Consider the following 23890-nt stretch of genomic DNA (forward strand, 5'->3'; position numbering starts at 1 on the left):
AGCATTACATGTCTATTTTTCATTCAATTATTTTGTGACAAGCTGCATCATACAAGCGTGCAATTACTGAATAAGAATTAAAGTCACTTTCGGGTATGCTCGACTTGGTTATACTGTTGTCATTCTCATTTTTAAATTCACCATGTTTGATTCAATTGCCCAGCAAGTCATAGACCAAAGCCTGAATATACATAGTATGCAACTGACCATGCGCCGGCTGGATCTGGTGCATCCACAGATCTCGGGCAACAAGTTCTTTAAGCTGAAATATAATTTTCTGCAAGCACAACAGCAAGGTTTTAAAAAGCTACTGACTTTTGGCGGTGCCTATTCAAATCATATTGCAGCGACGGCATATGCGGCACACCAGTTTGGTTTTGAAAGTATCGGCATTATTCGTGGTGAAGAGCTTAAAGAGAAGCCCTTAAATCCTACGCTAAAGACCGCACAGGACTTTGGCATGCAGTTGCATTTTGTTAACCGTGAAGATTATCGACGTAAGCAGCAACCCGAATTTTTGGCAGAATTACAACAACAATTTCCGGATCATTATGTGATTCCTGAAGGCGGCACCAATATGTTTGCCATTCAAGGCTGCCGGGAAATTTTAACACCTGAAGATCAACAGTTTGATGTGATCTGTTGTGCAGTTGGCACAGGTGGTACCATTACAGGACTGATTGAAGCCAGTCAAAATCATCAGCAAGTTTTAGGTTTTTCTGCACTGAAAGGGACATTCTTAACTGAAGATGTCGCCAAACTGACCAACAAGAAGAACTGGCAGATTATAGATGACTATTGCTGTGGGGGTTATGCCAAAACTACAGCTGAACTGATTCAGTTCATTCAGAACTTTGAAGCTGAACACACTATTCCTTTAGAACAGATCTATACCGGGAAAATGCTCATGGGTCTGACTGACCTGATTACAAAGGGTTACTTCCCTGCTGGATCAAAGCTCTTGGTTATTCATACTGGAGGCCTGCAAGGCAGACTCCCTGCGCTTCGTAATGATTAAACTGGAGTGATTGGCTCATTATTATTTAAAGCCATCAAGCCTTTGGCTAAACGGTAAATGTGCCAGATAAACACTACAAACAGAATCCCGAATCCAATCAGAATCGTGGTTAATAAGCCACCGATCAGATAACCAATTAAACTAACCCAGAAAGTTCGAATCTGCCAGTCGCTATGACTTTCCAGCCAGGTGCCGCGCATTTCATCACGTTTCAGATAGTTCATAATAATGGCGACAAATGGGGTCAGGCCAACAAAGAAACCCAGGATATATAAAATATAGGTGATCAGATTATATTGTTTTAATTGTTCGATATTCGCCATCAGTCTTTCTCCCTGGGCTGTTTATCCTCATCTATAAAACTATAGAAGCAGCCTTTCAGAATTTCAAATCAGTTGTGATGAATGTCTGATGCGTATCTGTAATTCAATTTGCTTCGGGATGAATAGAGAAAGCTGAAATAAAATTGTCTATAATGCTTTCCTTTTCTTCTCCCTTGAGTGTGTCATGTCTTCCAAGCAATACGATGTTTTAGTCATAGGTGCAGGTGCGTCAGGTTTAATGACAGCATATATGGCTGCGCAACGTGGTCGTCGTGTTGTCGTGGTTGAAAAAGCCAACAAGGTTGGTAAAAAGATTTTGATGTCTGGCGGTGGTAAGTGCAACTTTACCAATCTGTATGTCGAGCCAGAAAATTTCATCTCGCATAACCCGCATTTTGTCATTTCAGCCCTGACCCGTTATACCAACTGGGACTTTATTGGCATGGTGTGCGAGTACGGTATTGAATATGAAGAACGTAAGCATGGTCAGCTGTTTACCCTAAATGGTGCTAAAGAAATTCTGGCGATGCTGTTGTCTGAATGTGACAAGACCGGTCTGGTCGACATTAAAACCAGTTGTGAAGTGAAAGCAGTCAATGCGGTAGATGATCAAGGTTTCCAGGTGGCAACGTCTTTGGGATATTTTGAAGTTGAATCTGTAGTGGTGGCTTCCGGCGGCCTATCCATTCCGACGCTGGGTGGTTCTGGTATTGGCTATGAGATTGCCAAACAATTTGGTCACTATATCTATCCTACCCGTGCCGGTTTGGTGCCCTTCACCTTCTCGGATAATTTTAAAGAAGTCACAATGCGCTTAAGTGGTAATGCAGTAGAAGCAACATTATCCAATGAGCTAAACAGCTTTACTGAAGCCCTGCTGTTTACCCATCGTGGTCTAAGTGGTCCAAGCTCGCTGCAACTGTCTAACTATTGGGACGTCGGTCAAAGCTTTAAGGTCGATTTCCTGCCAAGCGTTGATCTGTTTGATTTCTTTAAATCTAAAAAACAAAACCAGCCAAAAGTCTTGTTGCGTACGCTACTTACCGAACATCTACCAAAAAGTGTGGTACTGGAATTACAAAATCTGATCTGGACTGAAGTTGCAGAAACATCGATTGGCAATATCAGTGATGACAAACTGGAACAGATCGCCAAACGTCTACACGGCTTTGAAGTGAAACCATCAGGCACCGAAGGCTATCGTACTGCCGAAGTGACGTTGGGTGGTGTAGATACTACGGAAGTCTCTTCAAAGACGATGGAAAGCAAGAAACAGAAAGGCTTGTTCTTCGTCGGTGAAATCCTGGATGTAACCGGGCATCTGGGTGGATTTAACTTCCAATGGGCCTGGTCATCTGCCCATGCCGCATCGGAATATGTTTAATCAATAGAGTACTATCATAAATTATTTTTTAATCATTAAAAAATAATCAGGAAAATTCCCTCTCCTTGTAGGAGACTTGCGGAGCATGTTCCTCAGGGAGAGGTTTTTCTAAGAAACCCCCTCATCCTAACCTTCTCCCAGAGGGAGAAGGAACTTTCAATATCCATTTATATATGAATATAACGATCATTTTTTGATTTATGAAAGAGATCTAATAATTAGGGTCCTATTTATAAAACAACTCTACTAAGTCGTCTGGAACAAGTATTTACTCACTCCAAATAGTCTGTTTTAAACAGCTTAAGATTGGCTGTATTTTCAATACGGTCAATCGTCAGCTGCATTTTTCGAGCTGCTTCTTGCAGATAAAGTGGTACTTCAGCTGCTCTAGATGACATGAATTTGTACTGTAATGCTTTTAACATATTATTAATCTCCTTTGTCTTTATATTTTTAATGCAAGAAAGATACCAAAATAATTTTAGTATTCACTTGAATATTATATATTTATTGTAGACTAGATTATATTACATGTGTATGACAAGGAGTTTTTCTCAGTTAAACTCATCTGTCTCCGGTATGTTCTTTTCCAGCGCTTGCTCAGACCGCTCATCCTCTTTGCTCTTAACAAAAATAAATCGATAGGCAGCGGTGAAAAAGCCAATCGTAATTCCCGCGATGATTAAAGGTGCCAGGACTTTATTCGGTTTTTTTGCATTCATTCATTTTTCCTCATGACTGAATAAAATCGACCACTTAAGCGTGGCCGATTTTATTTGATTGAAACAGGTTAATTCGGGTCATCTTTCTTTGGATGACTATCAACATTCGGCTCGTCTTCACCTGTAGAGCCAAATGGATTATTGGCTGGTGGATGAGTCGGATCGATGTCGAGCGAATCTGGTACGGCCTGATCTACATCTGGAGTGACCTGATCAATACCCGACGCTTCATCATCCTGCGGGGCAGTAGTGAGTGTTGCAGGGGTACTATTCGATAAGTCCGTACGCATAGGTGCATTGTCATCAGGTTCTTGATTGGCCACGATACTCGCTCCTGTTGTAGTAGCTGGTTCAGTCGCAGAAGTCGTACTACCTGAACCAAAAGCTGAAGTCATGATATCAGTATCTTTTTTCAAGAGATTTGGTTCTTTGCCTTCACGTTTGGCTTTATCAATCAAATCCGTCAGAACACGTTCTGCCGGCTGACGACCACCAAGACCGAATGCCAGAGCAAAAGCCACTGCTACTGCGCCCAGAGTCAGACCGAATGCCAGGTTTACGATCGAATCGGCAATGCCCATTGCGCGTAAGCCCATTGCAACTACCAGACCCATAATCAGGACACGAACCAGATTGGCTAACCAGCGGGAACTGTTATATTCACCGCGCTGCACTACATTCGCAACCACATTTGCCAGCCAGAAGCCAACCACCAGAATCACTGCGCCGAGCAGGATGTTCGCACCGAAGTAAATGAACATCGCAATCAGGCTACTCACCTGTTCAAAGCCAAGACGGTTCGCCGCTTCAGACACAGCAAACAGCATAGTGAACAGAATGATCAACACACCCACAACATGGGAAATTTTAGTCGTACCCAGGAAACGTTGTAAGTCGAGCTTGGCCGGAACTTCATCTACACCCGTGCCTGCCAGAACTTCAGTCACCAGTTTGGCAACCAGTTTCGATACCACATAAGCCAGTATCAGAATCAGGGCTGCGGCAATGATATTTGGAATGGCATTCATTACCTCATAGAGCATTGCGGTGGCAGGTTGTGAAATTGCTTCAATACCGAGTGCTTCAAAGGCAATAATCAGGGCTGTAATGATGATTACAGCAAAGATAAAGGAACCAATCAACTGAGGAACATTAGAGTTCTTGAAGATGCCAACTTTTTCTGCCTGTTGCTGTACGTTCAGACTACGCAGTAAGCCTTCGACAATGCCACGGATGATTTTCGCCAGAATATAACCGACAAAAATAATCACGCCGGCAATGAAGATATTAGGCAGATAACCAACCACATCATTGACCATATTCTGAACTGGATAAAGCAGACCGCTTAAACCCAAAATCGAGAGCACGATAGGCAGGAATAACAGCAGAATCAACCAGTAAATAATTTCACTGATATTCTCACTGAGTGGCTTTACCCCGACTTCTGAACTGAGTTTTTCATCCAGTTGCGTGCGATCAAGCAGCTTCTGTAGTCCCACCTTAACCAGATTGGCAACAATCCAGCCGATGAATCCGACAGCAATCGCAGCAAGCAGTTGAGGGATAAACAACAGGAAGCGCTGAATCATATTACTGAACGGTCCACTGACATTGGTCAGATTTAGCACATTCAATGCACCAATGACTGCCATAATCAGGATTAACCAGAAGACAATTCGCGTGATGATATTTTCAATATTGGAACGATGACCAGTCGCATGGCTAAGTCGCTCATTGGTCCCTAATTTTTGCAAGACTTTTTTTACACCTGCAGAGACCAGCAATGCAATGACCCAGCCGATCAGCAGGATTGCCACTGCGCTTAATATGGGATGAAACTGTTCCCAATAGTACATGGCGTCATAACCGCCTGGGCCTCTCATATATTCATTCATGTTGTCATGCCCTCTATGGTTTTACTTTATTTATAAGTATTTACAGACTTCTTTTTTGGAAAGTTGTAAAGCCGTTTGTTGTGCACTATTCACATTAGAATTTGAGCTTTTTTTATTCAATTGAGAAATGCACAACTACAACAAATCCGCACATTAGATTGCAAAAAAGCCCTGATTCTTAACCAGGGCTTTTTAAGAGGGTGCTTACTGACCTGCACCTCGACTAGATCCTTCCGAGTCTGTTGCTACACCAACATCCATACCTCCCGCTGTATCTTCTGCAGTCGCTTCAGTCGTACCCGTAACTCCACTTAAGTTCGCAGGCTGATCCAGATCCTGACTACGCCCTGCCTCTGACTGAACTGGAGTCGTATTGTTCATGGTGGCTGGTTGAGATTGTGGATTTGGATGATCCGGAGGTGCTTCTTTTGGTGAAGGCTTAATATCGGCAAACATATAAAGCAGCAGCGCCAGCAGGAAGATACCCACCAAAATCAAAATATAGACAGGAATTCTTTTCTTCTGGCGTGTATCTTCATCATAGTCTGAAGGTGGTGTTTTGTTGAAATCATTAGCCATAACCATCCTCACTGATTTTTATTCATGTGTGGATTTCATCATAACAAGCTGATTTTTAACTTGTGTGACAAAAATAAGTGAGATGGTGACGGCGTGTAAGTCTGTAACAGCGCAGAATTTTCTACGCTATTGGTTGTTTAAAATAATCCTTTGCTTTGTTTATGCTGAACTTCAACCGAAGTTTCATGTTCATCTTTCAGCTGTACGCCTGAAAGCTGCAATGTACAGGATTTTTGCATGAGTGCAATCAATCGCTGAATCGCCAGTGGATAGGACAGACCTGCCGGACGAACATTCGAAATACAGTTTCTAAGTGCATCATGGCAGCCTTTAAAAGCATTATAAGTGTAGTAAATTCCCATACTATCAGGTGAACTCAGTCCAGGTCGCTCCCCAATCAGCATCACCAGCATTTTGGCTTTTAAAATTTCGGCAACTTCATCGCCCAGCGCAACACGGCTACCTCGGGCGATAATCAAGGGCGCAATATTACAGCCTTGTGCTTTACAAGCCTCTACCAAGGCAGGAATAAAATGTGTGGTATTTTCTTCAATGGCACGGGCTGAAAGTCCATCTCCCGCAACAATCACCACATCCCAAGTGTCCTGATGTTCAGCCCGGTATTGCTGCAACATCGCTTTAGATTCATCGGACAGGATACGTCCCAAATCCGGACGTTTTAAATAGAGATCCTTTTCCACCGCCTGGCTTTTAATTTGCAGAATAGGTAAATTAATTTTGCTTAAACTACTTTTAAGTTGCTCGGCATCAAGAGGTTTAAGTACTGCATCCTTGGCTTGGGCATGGGCCAATTGAAATTCCAGACTTGGTCGGGTTGGCAAGCTGCCACCTGCACGTCCCAAGGCAATACGTGCATCGGTAAAAGCCTTTAACTTCTGCCAAGGATTGTCTTGCAGCTGTGACTGAAATTGCATATCAGGAACCAGTTTCATCATCACTCCTTAAGACAGCATCAGACGGGAAAATTGTTTTGGTAATTCAGTCGGCCACTGCAACTGATTCGCTTGCTGAGACAGAATGCCCTGCTGTTGCAGCCAGTGATCAAACTCAGGAGCAGGTTTCAGTCCTAATAACTGACGAATATATAAAGCATCATGAAAGGAAGTGGTCTGATAGTTCAGCATCACATCATCCGAGCCAGGAATACCCATAATAAAGTTCAGCCCAGCATTGGCAAGCAAGGTCAGCAACACATCCATGTCATCCTGATCGGCATCAGCATGATTGGTATAGCAGATGTCACAGCCCATCGGTACGCCGAGCAACTTACCGCAGAAATGATCTTCCAGTCCCGCCCGGATAATCTGTTTACCGTTATACAGGTATTCCGGTCCAATAAAGCCCACCACGGTATTCACCAAGAGCGGGTTAAACTTACGTGCCACGGCGTAGGCCCGTGCTTCCAAAGTTTGTTGATCGACACCATGATGACCATTACTAGACAAAGCACTGCCCTGCCCAGTTTCAAAATACATCACGTTTTGCCCCACTGTGCCGCGTTTCAGACTTAAAGTGGCTTCATAGCCTTCCTGTAACAGCGCCAGATTAATGCCAAACCCGGTATTGGCTTTTTCTGTTCCGGCAATGGACTGGAACATCAGATCGATCGGAATATTCTTGTTAGCTAACTGAATGCCTGAAGTAATATGCGTCAGTACACAGGACTGGGTTGGGATCTCATATTCATGAATAATGTGGTCCAGTAATTTTAATAACTCGGACAGGTTTTGCAGGTTATCCGTGGCCGGATTAATGCCAATCACCGCATCACCATTGCCATACATCAAGCCATCTAAAATCGAAGCTGAGATGCCCATCAGATCATCGGTCGGGTGATTCGGCTGCAAACGTGTCGATAGCTGCCCTTCCAGACCGATGGTATTTCTGAACCGGGTCACTACCCGGCATTTTTTTGCCACTAAAATCAGATCCTGATTACGCATGATCTTGCTTACTGCCGCGACCATTTCCGGGATCAGACCCATTTTTAAAGCACCCAGTTTTTCGGTAGTGGCATCTGCACTCAGCAGCCAGTTACGAAAATCTCCCACAGTAAAATGCGAGATCGGATAGAAAGCATGGGCATCATGTTCATCCAGAATCAGCCGGGTCACTTCATCCTGCTCATAAGGAATTAAAGCTTCATTTAGAAACTGCTTTAACGGCACCTCTGCCAGGCACATTTGTGCAGCAACACGCTCGGTTGCATCAGTGGCTGCAATTCCCGCCAACTGATCGCCAGAACGTTCAGGAGTAGCCTTAGCCATCAGGGTTTTTAAATCTTTAAACACATAGTGCTGATTGGCCACATTGATCTGATACAACATAAGCATATGCTCCCTTTGCTGGATGGTTTTAGTTCAGTTCTTTTTCTGCTGCCTCAATACGGACAAATTCTTCTTCCAATGTATCGGCCATCAGATGATGACGGCTATACAACAGGAAATAGAGAAGCTGTACCACATAGATCGCAGCTGCCATTAACCAGACTTTTGGATCGACCAGAAAGCCCGCCACCATGGCAATCGCAGCAAGTATCAGCGCAATTGACACGATCACCATACCACCCGGTGCTTTTTAAGGACGCACCAGATTTGGTCAACATTTCTGACATAGCCACCTCTTTGTTTTTATCTTTGTGCCTTGAAGATATGCATAAGCCGTACCAGTTCATTTAGTCTAGGGAAAGCAAATTGAATCGCTGCCCTAAAGATAGGAAATGCGCTATAATTATCCACCTTCTGTTTATACACCCGAGTTATATGGCGTATCGTCAACAAAGTGTATCGCTTGATCTTGACACCGACGTCACACATCAATGTGCGTTACACCACACCCGCGATCAGCATCTGATTGGAATTATTGAATTCAGCAAGCCGAGCTTTTTACTGCGCTGGCAGGATCTGGAATATTTCCGTCGTCGTACCGAAGAAATGTCGGTGATGCCATTCCCGGACTGCGTGAATGCGATGATTATTGATGTGCGTAATGTCGTAGCCTGGCTCGACAATGATGTGCCGATCATCCCATGGCGCTTACTGGAAGAAGAATGTCCGGTACGTCTGGTCGTGCCTGCTGAACGCCTCGAACATTATGCCGGTTTCTTTGAACCGACCTGGCTGACCTCTGATGTAGAGACAGCGATCCAGGAAATCCGTGACTTTATGGATATGTTTGTTCACTAAACTTCAGTATGAAAAAAGCCTCCATGATGGAGGCTTTTTTATAGCTAGAACTTCCTTCTCCTTTTAGAAGGAGTTAGAGAGGTAAAAAGCTCCTCCCTTTTTTAAAGGGAGGTTGGGAGGGATTTTGATATATCAAATCCACCCCTTGCGCAGCAGTGCTGCTCACCTTTGTTAAAAGGGGGCTTTATTCCCTCTCCCAAAGAGAGAGGGAGTTCAATTCTTACCAATAATTCTCGACTGCAATATTTCCTTCACCACGGCGGTTCATGGTCAAACCACGTGCTTTTAATGCTTCTTTGGTATCTTCCACCATATCCGGGTTACCGCAGAGCATGACATGGCTGGTTTCAGGATTAAGCTGTATACCTGCGGCCTTTTCCAGTTCACCATTTGCAATCAGAATCGGTAGACGGTCATGCAGTGCCGCTTCAGGATCACGGGTAATAATTGGAATAAATTTAAAGCCGCTATGTCCTTCACCAAAGCTTTCTGCAATTTCCTGAATACGTTCCACATAGGCCAGTTCAGCTTGCGTGCGCACGCTATAAACCAGATTAATTTGCTTATAGTTATTCCAGGTTTCAAAGTCTTGCAGCATAGATAGGAATGGCGCCAAGCCTGTGCCTGTTCCCAGTAACCATAAATCTTGTGGTAATGGTAACTGGTAACGTGCCAGGGTCAGATAGCCATAAGGAATTTTTTCCAGATGGAGTTCATCACCTACTTTAAGGTATTGTAAATTCGAGGTAAATTTACCTTCAGGCACGACAATTGAGAAAAATTCCAGAGTTTCATCGAAAGGCGATGACACCACCGAATATGCCCGAACGACCAGCTCATCTCCTACCTTCAAGCCAATACGCGCAAACTGTCCTGCGGTAAACTTGAAATGTGCAGGTCTGGTCATGGTGAAACTAAACAGCGTATTGGTCCAACGGTGTACAGATAAAACCTTTTCTAGGCTAAATTTTTCAATAGACATGATTCAAACGTGGCATCAAAGACTATGCTCATGGTAGCATGACAGCATAATTTATTAATATTTTTTAAATGTTAAGGCTCTATTCATGCGCATGACTCTACGCCAGTTGGCTGTTTTTGTAGCAGTTGCTCAAGAAGGTACCGTCACCAAAGCCAGTGATGCAGTCAAACTCACCCAAAGTGCGGCGAGTATGGCTTTAGCAGATTTAGAAGATGGTCTTGGTGCGCCTTTATTCGACCGTCTGGGCAAGCGTTTACAGCTCAATGACTTAGGTCGTTTTCTTCTCCCGCAAGCGCTTGAAATTCTTGGTCGCTGTGATGCTTTTGAACAGGCAGCCAAAGGTGAATTGCAAAGTATTGACCTGCGTCTCGGTGCGACCCTAACTATTTCTGACTATCTGATGCCGGACCTGATGGCGGATTTTCTGAAAATCCAGCCACAGGCACACTTGCAACTTCAGGTGGGTAATACCCGCCAGATGATTGAAGCTGTGAACCAGTTCCAGCTGGATCTTGCGCTGATTGAAGGTTCCTGTCACTTGCCACAGCTGCAATGTATCCACTGGCGTGATGATGAACTCGCAGTCTGCTGTGCTCCAGATCATCCACTTGCTCAGTTAAACCGTCCACTGACTGCAGAAGACTTCAAAACTGTAGAGTGGATTCTGCGTGAAGAAGGTTCAGGAACGCGTGAAGTTTTTGACAATGCCATTCTACAAGATGTTCCAGATGCCAATATCCGTCTAACACTCGGTCATAACGAGGCAATCCTGAAGATTGTTGCGGGTGGCTTAGGTATGTCATGTATTTCTAAACTGGCAATTGAACCATTGCGTGAGAAAGGCCAGTTAGTGGTCCTTAATACACCATTCTGGTCCCTGACCCGTCCATTGTTTATGCTGGTACATCGTCAAAAGTACCAAGGGCCAGGTTTAAAAGCTTTTATGAAATTCTGTGAAGCCTAAATTTCTGTTTAAATACAAAAGCGCCTAAAGGCGCTTTTTTATTACCAGCGGGAATCATTTTCACATGGGATACCATCACCATCCCCATCCATTTTAGTATTTGGACAGTTTTGCACAAAGTATAAAGCCTCTTCATATGACCCCATTTGACTACAATGCTGTCGTCCATCACAGCTAAAGTTCTGCTGTACGTGTGGTTCTTCAACTATACGCTGTACTTCTACTGTCGGTGCTTTACTACTTTGCCAGTCCTGATATTTGTTATAGACCGCATAGGCTAAGCCAAGAATAATCAAAATTCCTATGTAGCTTGTGAAGTTGTTTTTCTTCTCTTGAGTATGTTGACGCTGACGACTAACACGTGGCTTATTTTGTAGTGCTCGGGATTGTGGCGTATGTCGAGGGGTTTCTGTTTTAAGATCCAAACGTACAATATTGTCCGCTTTAAACTTGTCTCCATCCTGCACTTTACGGAATTTTAAACTTTCCCCAACTTTTGGTGGTACATTTTTATTTGGAAAGTCTTTAATATGAAAGAATAAGTCCTTTGACTCTCCTACGATTTCAATAAAACCAAAACCTCGTTCTTCGTTATAGGTCTTGATCTTCCCCTCTAAAAACATAATTCACTCTATTGTTTGATATTTTTAGTAATTGTATTCAAAAAATGATGAAAATCCTAAAAATAAAAAAGCACCTCAAGGCGCTTTTTTATTGATTCTGCATTTAGTCTTTTTTTATCCAACGAATATCATTTTCACAAGGGATTCCATTACCGTTGTTATCCAGTCTCGCCCCACGGCAATGTTTTTGGAAATATAAAGCCTCTGAGTAGGTTCGCATTTCATGACAAAATTTTCGTTCATCACATTTGAACTTTCCACTACTCGCAGGTTGTAAACCGTTTAATTTATCAATCCCTGCAGTTACTGTTGCAGAACGTTCTCTCACTGTACCATAAACCTTAGCATCCAAATTCCGTCTAGCCTCTTCGGATAAACCCGGTTCAGCAATCTCACCTAATTCTGCCCTTTGCTGTTCGATCGCTTGTTGTTGCACTAACTGGAATTGCTGGGTTTTATTCTGTTGAAATTCTTGGAAGGTACTGCTTATCGCATATACAAGTAAGGCCAAGCTCAAAACACATATAGCAATCGCACCCATCCAAATTTGCTTACGCTTGGATTTTGGCTGTTCCAGATACAGCATAGATAAGTGATGCTGAATCGCTTTTAACTTTGCTTTATAGCCTGGAGTTACCTGAATCTCAGGACGAGTAATATCACTTGCAAACAAATTCCCATCTTTATCATTTAAAGTGAAACTGAGCTTTTCACCTACATTTGGCAGAATATAACCTAGAGGAAGATCAATCTGACGATACAGAATTTCAGGATAGCCTTCGGTATAGATATATCCGCGGCGCTGGTGCGCGTTAAAACTGATAATTTCCCCATTTAATTGCATAAGCTACTCTATTATTTCTTGTTTTGCTTATTGTAATAAAAAAGAGGCCCTAAAGCCCCTTTTCAGTTTAGATCGAAAATAAAAAATTAACGTTTTAAGTTAGATAATAATTCTGAAGTGATTGAGGTATTTACAGCGACAGCCTTGGCTTTTTTCGCTTTCTTGGATTTATCTTCAACACGTTCAATTTTAATGGCTTTGTACTTATCGCCATTTTTGACCACGTTAAATTTTACCCGATCATGACGTTTTGGTTCTTGGCCATCTGCTGGAAAATCCGAAATATGGAAAAATACATCTCCTTCAGCACAACCAATAAAACCAAAGCCTTTTTCAGAATTATATTGTTTTACCTTACCTAGATATTGTTCGTTGCTCATCTGCTTACCCTAAATCTTACAGCTATAGATCAGTATATAAAAAAGAGGCTATAAAAGCCCCTTTCCTGTTCATCTTCAAAAATTAATCTTTTTGAACTGAACCAAAAATCTTGTCACCCGCATCGCCAAGACCCGGAACGATATAACCATGTTCGTTCAAGCCATTATCAACCGCAGCCGTGAAGATCACTACATCTGGATGTGCTTCTTCAACACGTTTAATGCCTTCAGGTGCAGCTACCAGGACCATCACACGAATGTCTTTACAGCCACTTGCTTTCAATACATCAATCGCAGCCACCAAAGAAGAACCTGTAGCCAGCATTGGATCGATAATCATCGCAATACGGTTTTGTACGTCTGGTACCAGTTTTTTATAGTAAGTACGTGCTTCTAAAGTTTCTTCATCACGCTCAAGACCTAATACAGATACTTTAGCGCTAGGAATCAGGTTCAGGAAGCCATCCAGCATACCAATACCGGCACGCAGAATTGGCACTACTGTAATTTTCTTACCAGCAATACGCTCTACAGTGACTGAGCCGTTCCAACCATCAATTTCATGTTCAACAACAGGAAGATCTTTAGTCGCTTCATAAGTCAAAAGCATGGTTACTTCTTGAGCCAGCTCACGGAAGTTCTTGGTACTGATGTTTGCACGACGAAGTAAACCGAGCTTATGTCGGATTAAAGGATGACGGATTTCATGGATTGCCACGGGAGAACACCTAAAAGGTTGAAAATAAATTGCTGCTTATTATAAAGCGATTTTTGTTTTTATATAAATAAAAAAGCCCCCTATGAAGGAGGCTTTTTTTGTAATAACGTTCTAATCTTTCGATTGATTAGTTATAACCACTTTGAACCAAAGTGAAAATAAACTGCTGAAGCTCAGGTGAGATTGCAAAGAAAGCAAACTTAGAGAATGCAATCATTGGATCTGGGTAAACACCTAGAATCAGTACCAGTGCAGCCACTGCCAACACCATGATACCACCCACTTTTTGACCCCAGTGATTTACAGCGTCAAGACGAGGGGTTTCTGGCGGAGTCATATACATTACTACCATTACACGCAGGTAGTAGTACAGACCAATACCTGAACCAATGATCACCATGGCAGCAAGGAACCAAGACTCGCCCGCTACCGCAGTTTTCACCACCAGGAACTTACCGATAAAGCCCGCTGTTAATGGAATACCCGCTAGAGACAACATCATCACAGTTAATACAGCAGTCAATACTGGACGGCGCCAGAACAGACCACGGTACTCAGCCAGACTACCTGCTTCATCCGTGTTGTTATACGGACTAGACATCAGGGTTACCACACCGAATGCACCGATTGTAGTCAACACATAAGTGATGATATAAACGTTCACGCTTTCAAATGTTGCGAAGCCCTGGACTTGCAGGAAGTCAGAGTTACGTGCAGAAACGATGGCAACTAGTACATAACCGAAGTGAGCAATTGAAGAGTATGCAAGGATACGTTTCAAGTTCACCTGTTTCACTGCCAGCAAGTTACCAGCAAGAATAGAAAGCACTGCAAGGATCGTAATGATGGTTACGAAGCTGTCTGCCAGAATTAAACCTGAAGACAATACATAACGCACGAACAGACCCAACATTGCCACTTTTGCAACAGTCGCGAGGAAAGTTGCAACTGGTGATGGAGCACCTGCATATACGTCTGGTGTCCACTTGTGGAATGGTGCAAGCGATAATTTGAATGCCACAGCAAAGACAATTAACGCAAGACCGATGACCACAGCTGGCTGGCTAAATGCAGAGAACATTTTGCCTGGTTCAGCAGTGAAGTTCAGCGTACCTGTGAAAGCATAGATGTACGCCATACCCATCAGCAGCATTGCAGATGCAGTTGCTGACAATACAAGGTATTTCACACCCGCTTCAAGCGACTGAGAACGTTGATGTGTATACGCCAACAAGCCGTAAACCGGAATCGACATTAACTCAAGGCTGATGAAGAATGAAGCATAATGTGTGCTCGCAACCATCAACATTGCACCCGCAACCGAACACAACATCAAGATGTAGAGTTCTTCGCGGTTGTCTTTATAGCTATCAATATACGCATGTGACAATGTGCTACACGCAAGTGCAGCCACAATGATCACAAATTGGTACAGCATCGTAAACGGATCTACGATAAACAGGTTCATCACGTTGGCAGGTGCAAATTTACCCGCCAACAGGACGAAGATCATATATAACGCAGCCAGGTTTAAACCAATAACTGTCGTAGTCGCAACCAGGTTGTGGTTACGCTTAACTGCTGTCACCAGCATTGCAACGATCGCAGTCAATGCCACGATCATCACAGGTGCTAGGGGCATAAGCTCAGAAAAAGACATTGTGAAGTTCATGGCTTATTGGATCTCCACATTTTCAGCTGAAACGGCAGCTTGCTGCACAGCATCAACTGCTTCAGACACAGGAATGTAGCTATTTGCTAACCACGCCATGCTTGAGTTTGAAATATCAAGGAAGCTTTGTGGGTATAGACCAAGCCATACTAGACCAAGCGCACAGATCAACAGGATTACCACTTCACGCGCATTCAGATCTTTCAGCGGATTCGTGTAATGCTGTTTTTGCTCTTCGTTTGGCGTACCAAACAGTGCCTTGTGAATCATAATCAGACCGTACAGACCAGCAAATACCAGACTGATTGCAGCAAGAATGGTGTAAGTCGGATATTGACCGAATGAACCCATCAGGATCAGGAATTCACCGATGAAGTTACCCAGACCAGGAATACCAACCAATGCTGCTACGAAGAACATCAGGAAGAATGCCAGGTACGGGAACTGACCACGCATACCACCCATCAGACGCATATCACGTGTATGAACACGTTCGTACACCTGACCACACATAATGAACAATGCTGCAGATGACAGGCCGTGAGCCAGCATCATGATCATCAGACCCTGGAAGGTCAGTACATTACCTGCATAAAGTGCAAGTAAAACAAAGCCCATATGTGAAATAGAGGTGTAGGCCAACAGACGTTTCATATCTGTTTGCTGGAAAGCACACCATGCACCGTAGAAGATACCAATCAGACCAAGAATGATCGCAATGTCGGCAAACTGTGCAGAAGCTGCCGGGAAGAACGGCATAACGAAACGCAGCAAACCGTACGCAGCAGTTTTAATCAGGATACCTGCAAGGTCAACAGAACCCGCTGTTGGTGCTTGCGCATGTGCATCTGGTAACCAGCCATGTAGCGGGAATACTGGAAGTTTGACTGCAAAACCGATAAACATACAGATCATGAAGGCATAAGCCAACGCTGGAACTTGTGTATCCAGTGTATTCGCCACACCTAACAGGAAGTTATAGTCGAAACGGATTTCGCCAGTCATTGAATAACCAGCAACCACCAGACCCAGGATACCAATCAGCATCACCAGACCAGCAACCTGTGTGTAAATGAAGAACTTGGTTGCAGCATATACACGTGACTTACCTTCTGCCCCTTTATGACCCCATAGTGCAATCAAGAAGTAGATTGGCACTAACATCATCTCCCAGAAGAAGAAGAACAGGAACAGGTCAATTGCCAGGAACACACCAATTACGCCACCCAAAGACCATAAAAGGTTTAAGTGGAAGAAACCAACGTTTTTCTGAATCTCACCCCATGAACAGCCAACTGCCAATACACCGAGTAGTGCAGTCAAACCAACCATCAGTAAAGATAAACCATCCACTGCTAAGTGAATGTTAATGCCCAGGGTTTGAATCCAAGGCAATTTGAATTCAGCAGCCCACGAAGGTGTAGCACCGCCTAATTCATAAACATAAGTACCGTTCTGCCAGAGAACCACGGTTAATACCAGAGTTACCAGCATCCCGATTAACGCGATATAACGCGGTAGAGACTGGTCGAGCTTGTCGACCAACCAGCATACAAAACCTGCAATGAACGGAATGAGGATCAGAGCCGGCAAAATCATGTTGTTTGGAGCTTCCATTTTATTTCCCCACTACCTGAATCACGAGCAAGATCATCAGTAGGACAACGACACCGAGCCCCATACTAGATGCATATTCGCGCAGTGAACCGGTTTGACGTGAACTTGTGAAGCTGTGACCACTTTTTACAAGTGCAGGCAGTACCAACCACAAGCCATCAATTGGATCACGACCGAACAATTTCGCGAAGAATAAATAAGGCTTCACAAAGATCAGGTCATATAGTGCATCAAAACCAAGTGCATTGCGGCAAATGTTCGCAAGACCAGCACCCAGTGAAGTCTTAGCAAACGATTTCACTGCATTGTAAGCAAAAGCAAACAACACCACACCAACAGCAAGACCAGCCAATGCCACTGCAATCGCAACGTATTCTGCACCATGTGCACCTGCAACTAAGTTTTCAGGAATCACAAATGCTGGAATTTTCGCTGCATCAAGCGCTGCCATTACTGGTACTTTAAGCACGATCGCCAAGCCCGTAGAAAGGACTGCAAGAATCGCCAAAGGAGCCCAGTAAGTCACACCTTTGATCTCGTGATAAGGTGTGTTTTCTTTACCGAAGAATACAACCCAGATTAAACGGAATGTATAGATCGATGTTAAGAATGCACCTGCTACACCTACCCAGTACAACGTGTTGTACACTGGTAAGCCAGCTAAATGACTTTGAGTCCAAACTGCAGCCAAGATCGCATCTTTAGAGAAGAAGCCGATGGTTAAGAATGGAATTGCAGCCAAGGCACCGCCACCAATTGCGAAACATGCGAACAGGAATTTGTTCTTGTAGAACAAACCGCCCATCTTGAAGATGTTTTGTTCGTGATGGAACGCAAGAATCACCGCACCAGACGACAAGAACAATAATGCCTTGAAGAATGCGTGAGTCAGCATGTGGAATAGACCAGCCTGGTATGCTTCAGCACCCACTGCCATGAACATATAACCCAATTGACTCATGGTTGAGTAAGCAAGGATACGTTTAATGTCAGTTTGAACAAGCGCAGCAAAACCAGCTACAAGTAATGTCACCGCACCAGTAATCGAGATGAACATCATCACTTCAGGCGCAAGTTCAAATACTGTGAACAGACGGCAGCACAGGTAAACACCCGCTGTTACCATTGTTGCAGCGTGGATCAATGCAGACACTGGTGTAGGACCAGCCATCGCATCTGCTAACCATGTTTGTAACGGGATCTGTGCAGATTTACCAGCAGCACCCAGGAACAACATTAATGCAGTCCAGATAGTCAATGATGAGCTTTGAGTCATCACAGTCGCAGCATTTTCAACGATGTACTGAGTATTCAGCGTACCGAATTGCTGGAAGATCAGGAACATTGCGATCAACAGGAATACGTCACCCACACGAGTCACAGTAAACGCCTTGATTGCAGCCAAACCGTTTTTCGGGTTCTCATAGTAGTAACCGATCAACAGGTAAGAACATAGACCTACGCCTTCCCAGCCCAGGAACAATAACGCCAGGTTATCGCCCAGAACCAACAGCAACATGCTCGCAACGAACAGGTTGAAGTAAGAGAAGAAACGTGCGAAGTCTTCTTCACCGCGCATGTACCATGATGCAAAGATATGGATCAGGAAACCAACGCCCGTTACCATGCCCAGCATTAACAGAGACAAACCGTCTAAATGCAAGCTGATGCCAGGAGCAAAACCACCGACATTGAACCAGGTCCAGAGATGTTGAACCTGAGCAACTGAACCGTTACTCGTAAATTCCATACCCGCGATCAGTGCAAATAATGCAGACAGACCTACGGAACCCACACCAATAATGGCTGCAACAGATTCAGGAAGCTTGTTACGCCCTGCCGCTAACAATACAAAGCCGATTAGCGGAAATAAAATTGTTAGATATAAATAACTCATCCGCGCATCTCACTAGCAGCATCCACATCCAGATGATGGAAGCGATGATAGAACTGAAGGACGATCGCAAGACCAATACACGCCTCTGCCGCAGCCAGCGTCAGAATAAAGATGAACATGATCTGACCATCTGGCTGTGCCCAGGCACTGCCCGCCAGGACGAACGCTAAAGCAGCAGCGTTCATCATGATTTCAAGGCTCATTAGAATGAATAGCAGGTTGCGTCGCACCATTACACCGTAAAAACCCAGTGCAAAAAGAATGGATGCAACGATCAAACCATGCTCTAAAGGGATGTTGCCCATTATTTATTGTCCTCTTCTGCACCTGGTTCACGTTTGCCAAGATGGTAAGCAGCAACAAGTGCGCCTAACAGTAACATCGCAGCAACTTCTACCAATAGTAAGTACTGTGTAAAGAGCGTTTGACCAACTGCTTTAGGGCCAACAATTTCAGCACCCATCACCAGAGACGGCTGAGCGTAGTCAGAGTTCAGCACCCAAACCAGGATCAGACCGATCAGGAAGCTCATGAGTGCCGGGTAAGCCCAGGCACTTGAAGTTAACCACTTACGCTCCTGCTCAATGGTTTGTTCACCCAGGTTCAGCATCATCACCACGAATACGAACAAGACCATGATCGCACCAGCGTAAACGATGATCTCAAGAGCACCGGCAAACGGCGCTCCTACGATCATGAACATGCCTGCAACTGCAAGAAGTGAAACAATCAGACTTAACAAAGCATGTACCGGGTTCGCGTTAGTCACTACACGAACCGTAGAGACGATGGCCACAAGCGCCATCAGATAAAACGGCCACATCATGGTAATAGACTCCGTACATCAACAGGCGCACTTTCACGCTGTGCTTGACCTTTATCTTTACCAGTTACAGCCATACCTGTTACACGGTAGAAGTTATAGTCAGGATATTTACCAGGACCAGAAATCAGTAAGTGTTCTTTTTCATAGACCAGGTCTTGACGAACATATTCACTGAGTTCGAAATCAGGTGTCATTTGAATCGCAGTGGTTGGACATGCTTCTTCACACATACCGCAGAAAATGCAGCGTGAGAAGTTAATGCGGAAGAATTCCGGATACCAGCGGCCATCTTCTTTTTCTGCTTTTTGCAGAGAGATACAGCCTACCGGACAGGCAACCGCACACAGGTTACATGCAACACAACGCTCTTCGCCATCTGGGTCACGTGTCAACACAATACGGCCACGGAAACGTGGTGGTACGATGTCTTCCGCTTTCACTTCTGGGTACAAAATAGTGTCACGTTTGCGCGTTGCATGGCTGAACACCATCCACAACGAGCGAACGATCGAACCAAATCCAGCTAGAAATTTAAACATTTTGTTCTCCCTGCCCTTACCACAACACAACTGCGGCAGTAACCAGCAAGTTAACTAACGCCAATGGCAAGCAAATTTTCCAACCAAAGTTCATCACCTGGTCATAACGTGGACGCATTAAAGAGCCACGAGCCAAGACAAACATCATCACAAAGAATGAAGTTTTCAGAATGAACCATACTGCTGGAGGTAGGAAATCAAGACCGAATGGTGCTAACCAACCACCGAAGAATAACGTTACGATTAATGCAGAGATCAGTACCACGTTTACATATTCCGCAACGAAGAACATACCCCATTTCATACCGCCGTATTCAACATGGTAACCTTCAGCCAATTCCTGTTCCGCTTCTGGTTGGTCAAATGGATGACGGTGCGTTACCGCTACACCCGCAACCACGAAGATCAGGAAGCCAAGGAACTGAGGAATCACAAACCATACGTCTTTTTGTGCTTCTACAATTTCACGCATGTTGAATGAGCCAGCAATTGCCACTACACCCATCAACGAGATACCCAGGAACACTTCATAAGAAATAGTCTGAGCTGCAGAACGTAAACCACCTAAAAGCGCGTATTTGTTGTTAGATGACCAACCACCGAACAGTACTGCATAAACTGCAATACCTGCCATTGCCATAAAGAACAACAGACCGATGCTCATGTCTGCAACACCTAGGTAAGGTGAAACAGGAATAACCATGAACGACAGCACGGCAGTTGCCATCGCAACTGCAGGAGCCATACGGAAAGTCAGCTTGTCAGCAAATTTTGGTGTCCAGTCTTCCTTGAACATGATTTTCAGCATGTCGGCAACGATCTGGAACATACCACCCGGACCTACACGGTTAGGACCGTAACGGTCCTGCCACAAGCCCAGCAAACGACGTTCAATGAATGACATCAACGCTGCGATCAACACTACAACCAGTAAGATCACAATTGCTTGAAGTACTGAATAGGCAATCGGCCAGTTTTCAGCCCACAGCGGCGTCTGACGGATCAATTCTTGTTCCATGAATTACACTCCTACCGCGACTGAAACAGGCTCTGCAAGAGATACCGTCGGTGCTAGACCAATTGGGTAACCAATATAACCTGTTGGTAAGTATTCAATCACTTGTACAGGAAGAACGATTGAAGTCTCGCCTGCTTTCACAGTGATCTTCTGACCGTCTTGCAAGTTCAAGCGTGTAGCATCCTGTTCGCCCACTGCAAATACTGCATCCGGAATACGTGATTCCATTGCAGGTGTTTTGATCGTGAATTCGCCAGATGCAAAGATGTGATGCATCGGTACCAGACGGAAGCTTTCAGCGTTCACAAGCACAGGTGCAGGTGCAACGAAAGTACGCGCTGGACGTTTTGGTAACAGGTCGAACAGACGGATACCAGAATCACCACCTTTCAGACGACCGCCCACTTTGTCCTGGAATTTGTTCCAGGCTTGTGGCGAGTTCCAGCCCGCTGACCATGCGAATGGCACAAGTGGAGATGGAGTTTGGTCACCTACATAACCTTCCATAGAGAATGTTAATGCAGTGTCTTGGTCAGTCGGTTGTTTCGGCTCGTGTACAGAAAGCGGTGCACGCATTGCAGTACGGCCAGAGTAACGACGTGGTTCACGTGCAACTTTCAGACCATGAACACGGAAGCCCGCGTCTGGAGCAACGTCTTGAATTGCTTCAAGTGCAGGAACATTTTTCGCTACTGCATCAATGACGTCATCCAACACTGTCCAAGAGATTGCTTGACCTTTCACACCAGTTTCAATGGCATGTAACCAGCGCCAAGATTCTTTGATCGCAAGTTCTGGTTTGTAGTAACTTGGGTCATACACTTGGTAGAAACGTTGTGCACGGCCTTCTTGAGACACCACAGTACCGTCACCTTCAGCAAATGATGCAGCAGAAAGTACGATATTGGCTTTCTTCACTGTCTCAGTTTCAGAATGATCAAGCACGATCACTTCTTTACCTGCCAGTGCAGCATCTACCTGAGCGGCTGGTAAACGACGGTAAAGGTCGTTTTCAACAATCACTACAGTGTCGTAGTCCTGAGCAAATGCCTGCTCCAGACTGTTACCACCGAAGATTGCCAGACCCATTGAGTTCACTTCAGGAACAGTCAATGTAAGACCCGCATTACCAAGGTTCTGTGCAACTTGTGCAGCAGCTTCCATGATCGCAGCATCTTGTAGGCTAGTACCAGAGATGATCAGTGGTTTCTTCGCAGCTTTTAACGTATCGGCAATGGTTTGCGCAAATGCTTTGGCATCGTCATCTAAACCAAGAATGCTTTCGCCTTTCACAGCAGCAGCAACCGCAAAACCTAAACGCGCGATGTCGTTTGGAGATGCAACCACTTCACCTGTCGCTACGTCCGCTAGACGTGTTTGTGTTGCAGCAAGAATGTAAATCGGAGATTTTGCATCTTGCGCAATACGTTGTACAGGCTCAGCCAGCCAGTCTGGTGTACGGCGTTCAGCCGCCATTTCTTTACCTTTATTTTTCGCAGCTTGGCGAACAGATAAAGCCATACGTGGCGCAGTTTGAGTCAGGTCTTCACCAAGAATCAACACAGCATCATAGCTTTCGATTTCACGCATGTTCGGGTTGTAAACACCCTCGGTTTGCATGATTGAAGCAGCCAGTTCAACCAGGTTTTGCTCTTTTTGAGACATACCCGTTGAGTAGTTGTCCTGACCCACTAACTCGCGTAATGCATAGTTGGTTTCAAGTGACGCACGTGGAGAGCCGATACCCAGAACTTTTTTACCTTGGATATTTGCAATCACAGTATCAAGTGCAGTATCAACTGAAACAGTTTCTACGTTGCTGCCTGTACGGAACTGTGGCTGACGTGGACGGTCTTCACGGTTTACGTAACCTGTACCGAAACGACCTTTGTCGCATAGGAAGTACTGGTTAACATCACCATTGAAACGGTTTTCAACGCGACGAAGCTCGCCATAACGCTCACCTGGAGAGATGTTACAACCTGAAGAACAGCCATGACATACGCTTGGTGCGTACTGCATGTCCCATTTACGGTTATAGCGTTCTGAGTGAGTCTTATCGGTGAATACACCCGTTGGACACACTTCGGTCAGGTTACCTGAGAATTCAGATTCCAAAGTACCTGATTCCGGACGACCGAAATAAACGCGAGAAGCGTTCGCATATACGCCGAAATCTGTACCGCCCGCATAGTCTTTGTAGTAACGAACACAACGGTAACATGCGATACAACGGTTCATCTCGTGCGCAATGAACGAACCAAGTTCTTGGTTGTAATGCGTACGTTTGGTGAAACGGTAACGACGACGGTCGTGTTGCGTCATCACTGTCATATCTTGCAGGTGACAGTGACCGCCTTCTTCACACACTGGACAGTCGTGCGGGTGGTTGGTCATCAAGAATTCAACAATCGAAGCACGGAAATCTTTTGCTTCTTTGTCTTCAATCGAGATGTAGGTATTGTCAGATGCAGGCGTCATACATGACATGACCAAACGGCCACGCGTATCTTCTGGATTCGCGTATTGGGTCACGGCACATTGACGGCAAGAACCGACAGAACCTAAGGATGGATGCCAACAAAAGTATGGGATATCAATGCCAAGACTCAAACATGCTTGTAGCAAGTTTTCCGAGCCGTTGACTTCATACGATTTACCATCGACATGAATTGTAGCCATA

The 23890-nt window shown here is 44.6% G+C and carries 24 protein-coding genes and 1 pseudogene; 4 read left to right on the forward strand and 21 right to left on the reverse strand.

The annotated features are described in order from the left end of the window. Positions 1-142 precede the first annotated feature (142 nt). Entirely contained in the window at positions 143-1018 is an 876-nt protein-coding gene (locus IHE35_RS11060; protein ID WP_242787463.1) for a pyridoxal-phosphate dependent enzyme, read from the forward strand. Here the strand turns inward: IHE35_RS11060 and IHE35_RS11065 are convergent. After that, positions 1015-1341 (reverse strand): DUF4870 domain-containing protein, encoded by a 327-nt coding sequence (locus IHE35_RS11065; RefSeq protein ID WP_242787465.1) that lies wholly within the window; start codon positions 1339-1341, stop codon positions 1015-1017. The two genes, IHE35_RS11060 and IHE35_RS11065, sit on opposite strands and share 4 nt — an antisense overlap. Before the next feature lie 184 nt (positions 1342-1525). Here IHE35_RS11065 and IHE35_RS11070 point away from each other — a divergent pair, with 184 nt between their 5' ends. Next, positions 1526-2725: an NAD(P)/FAD-dependent oxidoreductase gene (locus IHE35_RS11070; RefSeq protein WP_242787467.1), complete on the forward strand. Its 1200-nt coding sequence runs from the start codon at positions 1526-1528 to the stop codon at positions 2723-2725. A gap of 272 nt (positions 2726-2997) precedes the next feature. Here the strand turns inward: IHE35_RS11070 and IHE35_RS11075 are convergent, their stop codons facing one another. From IHE35_RS11075 to IHE35_RS11105, 7 genes and pseudogenes are all read right to left on the reverse strand, one after another. Then, positions 2998-3150, reverse strand: a complete 153-nt coding sequence (locus IHE35_RS11075) for a hypothetical protein (protein WP_242787469.1) — start codon at positions 3148-3150, stop codon at positions 2998-3000. 129 nt (positions 3151-3279) lie between these two features. Continuing rightward, positions 3280-3447 (reverse strand): hypothetical protein, encoded by a 168-nt coding sequence (locus tag IHE35_RS11080; RefSeq protein WP_242787471.1) that lies wholly within the window; start codon positions 3445-3447, stop codon positions 3280-3282. A 68-nt stretch (positions 3448-3515) separates the two neighbouring features. Beyond that, a complete protein-coding gene (locus tag IHE35_RS11085) occupies positions 3516-5342 on the reverse strand; it encodes a mechanosensitive ion channel (protein WP_242787474.1) in 1827 nt (608 codons plus the stop codon). Positions 5343-5546: 204 nt separating this feature from the next. Continuing rightward, on the reverse strand, positions 5547-5921 hold the full coding sequence (locus IHE35_RS11090) for a hypothetical protein (protein ID WP_242787475.1): 375 nt from the start codon (positions 5919-5921) through the stop codon (positions 5547-5549). A 137-nt stretch (positions 5922-6058) separates the two neighbouring features. Continuing rightward, on the reverse strand, positions 6059-6874 hold the full coding sequence (eutC, locus tag IHE35_RS11095) for an ethanolamine ammonia-lyase subunit EutC (RefSeq protein WP_242789999.1): 816 nt from the start codon (positions 6872-6874) through the stop codon (positions 6059-6061). 9 nt (positions 6875-6883) lie between these two features. Beyond that, the gene (locus tag IHE35_RS11100) at positions 6884-8269 is read right to left on the reverse strand and encodes an ethanolamine ammonia-lyase subunit EutB (protein ID WP_242787478.1); all 1386 of its coding nucleotides are present in this window, start codon (positions 8267-8269) and stop codon (positions 6884-6886) included. Positions 8270-8297: 28 nt separating this feature from the next. After that, positions 8298-8540: pseudogene (locus IHE35_RS11105) on the reverse strand (ethanolamine permease); the annotation flags it as partial. 164 nt (positions 8541-8704) lie between these two features. On the opposite strand from IHE35_RS11105, the gene IHE35_RS11110 reads away from it, so the two are divergent. Next, complete coding sequence (locus IHE35_RS11110) at positions 8705-9127, forward strand: hypothetical protein (protein WP_242787480.1); 423 nt, start codon at positions 8705-8707, stop codon at positions 9125-9127. Positions 9128-9347: 220 nt separating this feature from the next. Here the strand turns inward: IHE35_RS11110 and IHE35_RS11115 are convergent, their stop codons facing one another. After that, complete coding sequence (locus IHE35_RS11115) at positions 9348-10109, reverse strand: ferredoxin--NADP reductase (protein ID WP_242787482.1); 762 nt, start codon at positions 10107-10109, stop codon at positions 9348-9350. Positions 10110-10194: 85 nt separating this feature from the next. On the opposite strand from IHE35_RS11115, the gene gigC reads away from it, so the two are divergent. Then, positions 10195-11073: a LysR family transcriptional regulator GigC gene (gigC, locus tag IHE35_RS11120; RefSeq protein WP_242787485.1), complete on the forward strand. Its 879-nt coding sequence runs from the start codon at positions 10195-10197 to the stop codon at positions 11071-11073. 41 nt (positions 11074-11114) lie between these two features. Here gigC and IHE35_RS11125 read toward each other — a convergent pair whose 3' ends face one another. From IHE35_RS11125 to nuoG, 12 genes are all read right to left on the reverse strand, one after another. Next, entirely contained in the window at positions 11115-11696 is a 582-nt protein-coding gene (locus tag IHE35_RS11125; RefSeq protein ID WP_242787486.1) for a cold shock domain-containing protein, read from the reverse strand. A 103-nt stretch (positions 11697-11799) separates the two neighbouring features. Further along, on the reverse strand, positions 11800-12540 hold the full coding sequence (locus IHE35_RS11130) for an excalibur calcium-binding domain-containing protein (protein ID WP_242787489.1): 741 nt from the start codon (positions 12538-12540) through the stop codon (positions 11800-11802). An 86-nt stretch (positions 12541-12626) separates the two neighbouring features. Further along, the gene (locus tag IHE35_RS11135) at positions 12627-12920 is read right to left on the reverse strand and encodes a cold shock domain-containing protein (protein WP_242787492.1); all 294 of its coding nucleotides are present in this window, start codon (positions 12918-12920) and stop codon (positions 12627-12629) included. Positions 12921-13002: 82 nt separating this feature from the next. After that, positions 13003-13638 (reverse strand): uracil phosphoribosyltransferase, encoded by a 636-nt coding sequence (upp, locus tag IHE35_RS11140; RefSeq protein ID WP_242787495.1) that lies wholly within the window; start codon positions 13636-13638, stop codon positions 13003-13005. A gap of 127 nt (positions 13639-13765) precedes the next feature. Next, positions 13766-15310: an NADH-quinone oxidoreductase subunit NuoN gene (nuoN, locus tag IHE35_RS11145; RefSeq protein WP_242787497.1), complete on the reverse strand. Its 1545-nt coding sequence runs from the start codon at positions 15308-15310 to the stop codon at positions 13766-13768. Positions 15311-15313: 3 nt separating this feature from the next. After that, positions 15314-16927: an NADH-quinone oxidoreductase subunit M gene (gene nuoM / locus IHE35_RS11150; RefSeq protein WP_242787498.1), complete on the reverse strand. Its 1614-nt coding sequence runs from the start codon at positions 16925-16927 to the stop codon at positions 15314-15316. A 1-nt stretch (position 16928) separates the two neighbouring features. Beyond that, complete coding sequence (nuoL, locus tag IHE35_RS11155) at positions 16929-18824, reverse strand: NADH-quinone oxidoreductase subunit L (protein ID WP_242787500.1); 1896 nt, start codon at positions 18822-18824, stop codon at positions 16929-16931. After that, on the reverse strand, positions 18821-19129 hold the full coding sequence (gene nuoK, locus IHE35_RS11160) for an NADH-quinone oxidoreductase subunit NuoK (protein WP_004814693.1): 309 nt from the start codon (positions 19127-19129) through the stop codon (positions 18821-18823). Before nuoK ends, nuoL begins: the two co-directional genes overlap by 4 nt. Continuing rightward, a complete protein-coding gene (gene nuoJ, locus IHE35_RS11165) occupies positions 19129-19647 on the reverse strand; it encodes an NADH-quinone oxidoreductase subunit J (protein ID WP_171058617.1) in 519 nt (172 codons plus the stop codon). Before nuoJ ends, nuoK begins: the two co-directional genes overlap by 1 nt. After that, positions 19647-20189 (reverse strand): NADH-quinone oxidoreductase subunit NuoI, encoded by a 543-nt coding sequence (gene nuoI / locus IHE35_RS11170; protein WP_242787502.1) that lies wholly within the window; start codon positions 20187-20189, stop codon positions 19647-19649. The genes nuoJ and nuoI overlap by 1 nt, the downstream gene beginning before the upstream one ends. A gap of 16 nt (positions 20190-20205) precedes the next feature. After that, positions 20206-21207 (reverse strand): NADH-quinone oxidoreductase subunit NuoH, encoded by a 1002-nt coding sequence (gene nuoH / locus IHE35_RS11175; RefSeq protein ID WP_242787505.1) that lies wholly within the window; start codon positions 21205-21207, stop codon positions 20206-20208. 3 nt (positions 21208-21210) lie between these two features. Further along, positions 21211-23889 carry an NADH-quinone oxidoreductase subunit NuoG gene (nuoG, locus tag IHE35_RS11180; protein WP_242787508.1) on the reverse strand — a complete coding sequence of 893 codons (2679 nt, stop codon included), beginning with the start codon at positions 23887-23889 and terminating at the stop codon, positions 21211-21213. Position 23890: the final 1 nt, after the last annotated feature.

The organism is Acinetobacter sp. ASP199 (assembly GCF_022700675.1).
Lineage (GTDB): Bacteria > Pseudomonadota > Gammaproteobacteria > Pseudomonadales > Moraxellaceae > Acinetobacter.

Bases quoted from the DNA above. Each gene is read 5' to 3' on its own strand.
- IHE35_RS11100 (WP_242787478.1), bottom strand. From the start codon at position 8,269: ATGTTGTATCAGATCAATGTGGCCAATCAGCACTATGTGTTTAAAGAT.
- nuoL (WP_242787500.1), bottom strand. From the start codon at position 18,824: ATGAGTTATTTATATCTAACAATTTTATTTCCGCTAATCGGCTTTGTA.
- IHE35_RS11135 (WP_242787492.1), bottom strand. From the start codon at position 12,920: ATGAGCAACGAACAATATCTAGGTAAGGTAAAACAATATAATTCTGAA.
- IHE35_RS11125 (WP_242787486.1), bottom strand. From the start codon at position 11,696: ATGTTTTTAGAGGGGAAGATCAAGACCTATAACGAAGAACGAGGTTTT.
- IHE35_RS11130 (WP_242787489.1), bottom strand. From the start codon at position 12,540: ATGCAATTAAATGGGGAAATTATCAGTTTTAACGCGCACCAGCGCCGC.
- gigC (WP_242787485.1), top strand. From the start codon at position 10,195: ATGCGCATGACTCTACGCCAGTTGGCTGTTTTTGTAGCAGTTGCTCAA.
- nuoG (WP_242787508.1), bottom strand. From the start codon at position 23,889: ATGGCTACAATTCATGTCGATGGTAAATCGTATGAAGTCAACGGCTCG.
- nuoI (WP_242787502.1), bottom strand. From the start codon at position 20,189: ATGTTTAAATTTCTAGCTGGATTTGGTTCGATCGTTCGCTCGTTGTGG.
- IHE35_RS11060 (WP_242787463.1), top strand. From the start codon at position 143: ATGTTTGATTCAATTGCCCAGCAAGTCATAGACCAAAGCCTGAATATA.
- IHE35_RS11070 (WP_242787467.1), top strand. From the start codon at position 1,526: ATGTCTTCCAAGCAATACGATGTTTTAGTCATAGGTGCAGGTGCGTCA.
- nuoJ (WP_171058617.1), bottom strand. From the start codon at position 19,647: ATGTGGCCGTTTTATCTGATGGCGCTTGTGGCCATCGTCTCTACGGTT.
- eutC (WP_242789999.1), bottom strand. From the start codon at position 6,874: ATGAAACTGGTTCCTGATATGCAATTTCAGTCACAGCTGCAAGACAAT.
- IHE35_RS11115 (WP_242787482.1), bottom strand. From the start codon at position 10,109: ATGTCTATTGAAAAATTTAGCCTAGAAAAGGTTTTATCTGTACACCGT.
- nuoM (WP_242787498.1), bottom strand. From the start codon at position 16,927: ATGGAAGCTCCAAACAACATGATTTTGCCGGCTCTGATCCTCATTCCG.
- IHE35_RS11075 (WP_242787469.1), bottom strand. From the start codon at position 3,150: ATGTTAAAAGCATTACAGTACAAATTCATGTCATCTAGAGCAGCTGAA.
- IHE35_RS11080 (WP_242787471.1), bottom strand. From the start codon at position 3,447: ATGAATGCAAAAAAACCGAATAAAGTCCTGGCACCTTTAATCATCGCG.
- IHE35_RS11090 (WP_242787475.1), bottom strand. From the start codon at position 5,921: ATGGCTAATGATTTCAACAAAACACCACCTTCAGACTATGATGAAGAT.
- IHE35_RS11110 (WP_242787480.1), top strand. From the start codon at position 8,705: ATGGCGTATCGTCAACAAAGTGTATCGCTTGATCTTGACACCGACGTC.
- nuoH (WP_242787505.1), bottom strand. From the start codon at position 21,207: ATGGAACAAGAATTGATCCGTCAGACGCCGCTGTGGGCTGAAAACTGG.
- nuoK (WP_004814693.1), bottom strand. From the start codon at position 19,129: ATGGGCAACATCCCTTTAGAGCATGGTTTGATCGTTGCATCCATTCTT.
- nuoN (WP_242787497.1), bottom strand. From the start codon at position 15,310: ATGAACTTCACAATGTCTTTTTCTGAGCTTATGCCCCTAGCACCTGTG.
- IHE35_RS11085 (WP_242787474.1), bottom strand. From the start codon at position 5,342: ATGAATGAATATATGAGAGGCCCAGGCGGTTATGACGCCATGTACTAT.
- IHE35_RS11065 (WP_242787465.1), bottom strand. From the start codon at position 1,341: ATGGCGAATATCGAACAATTAAAACAATATAATCTGATCACCTATATT.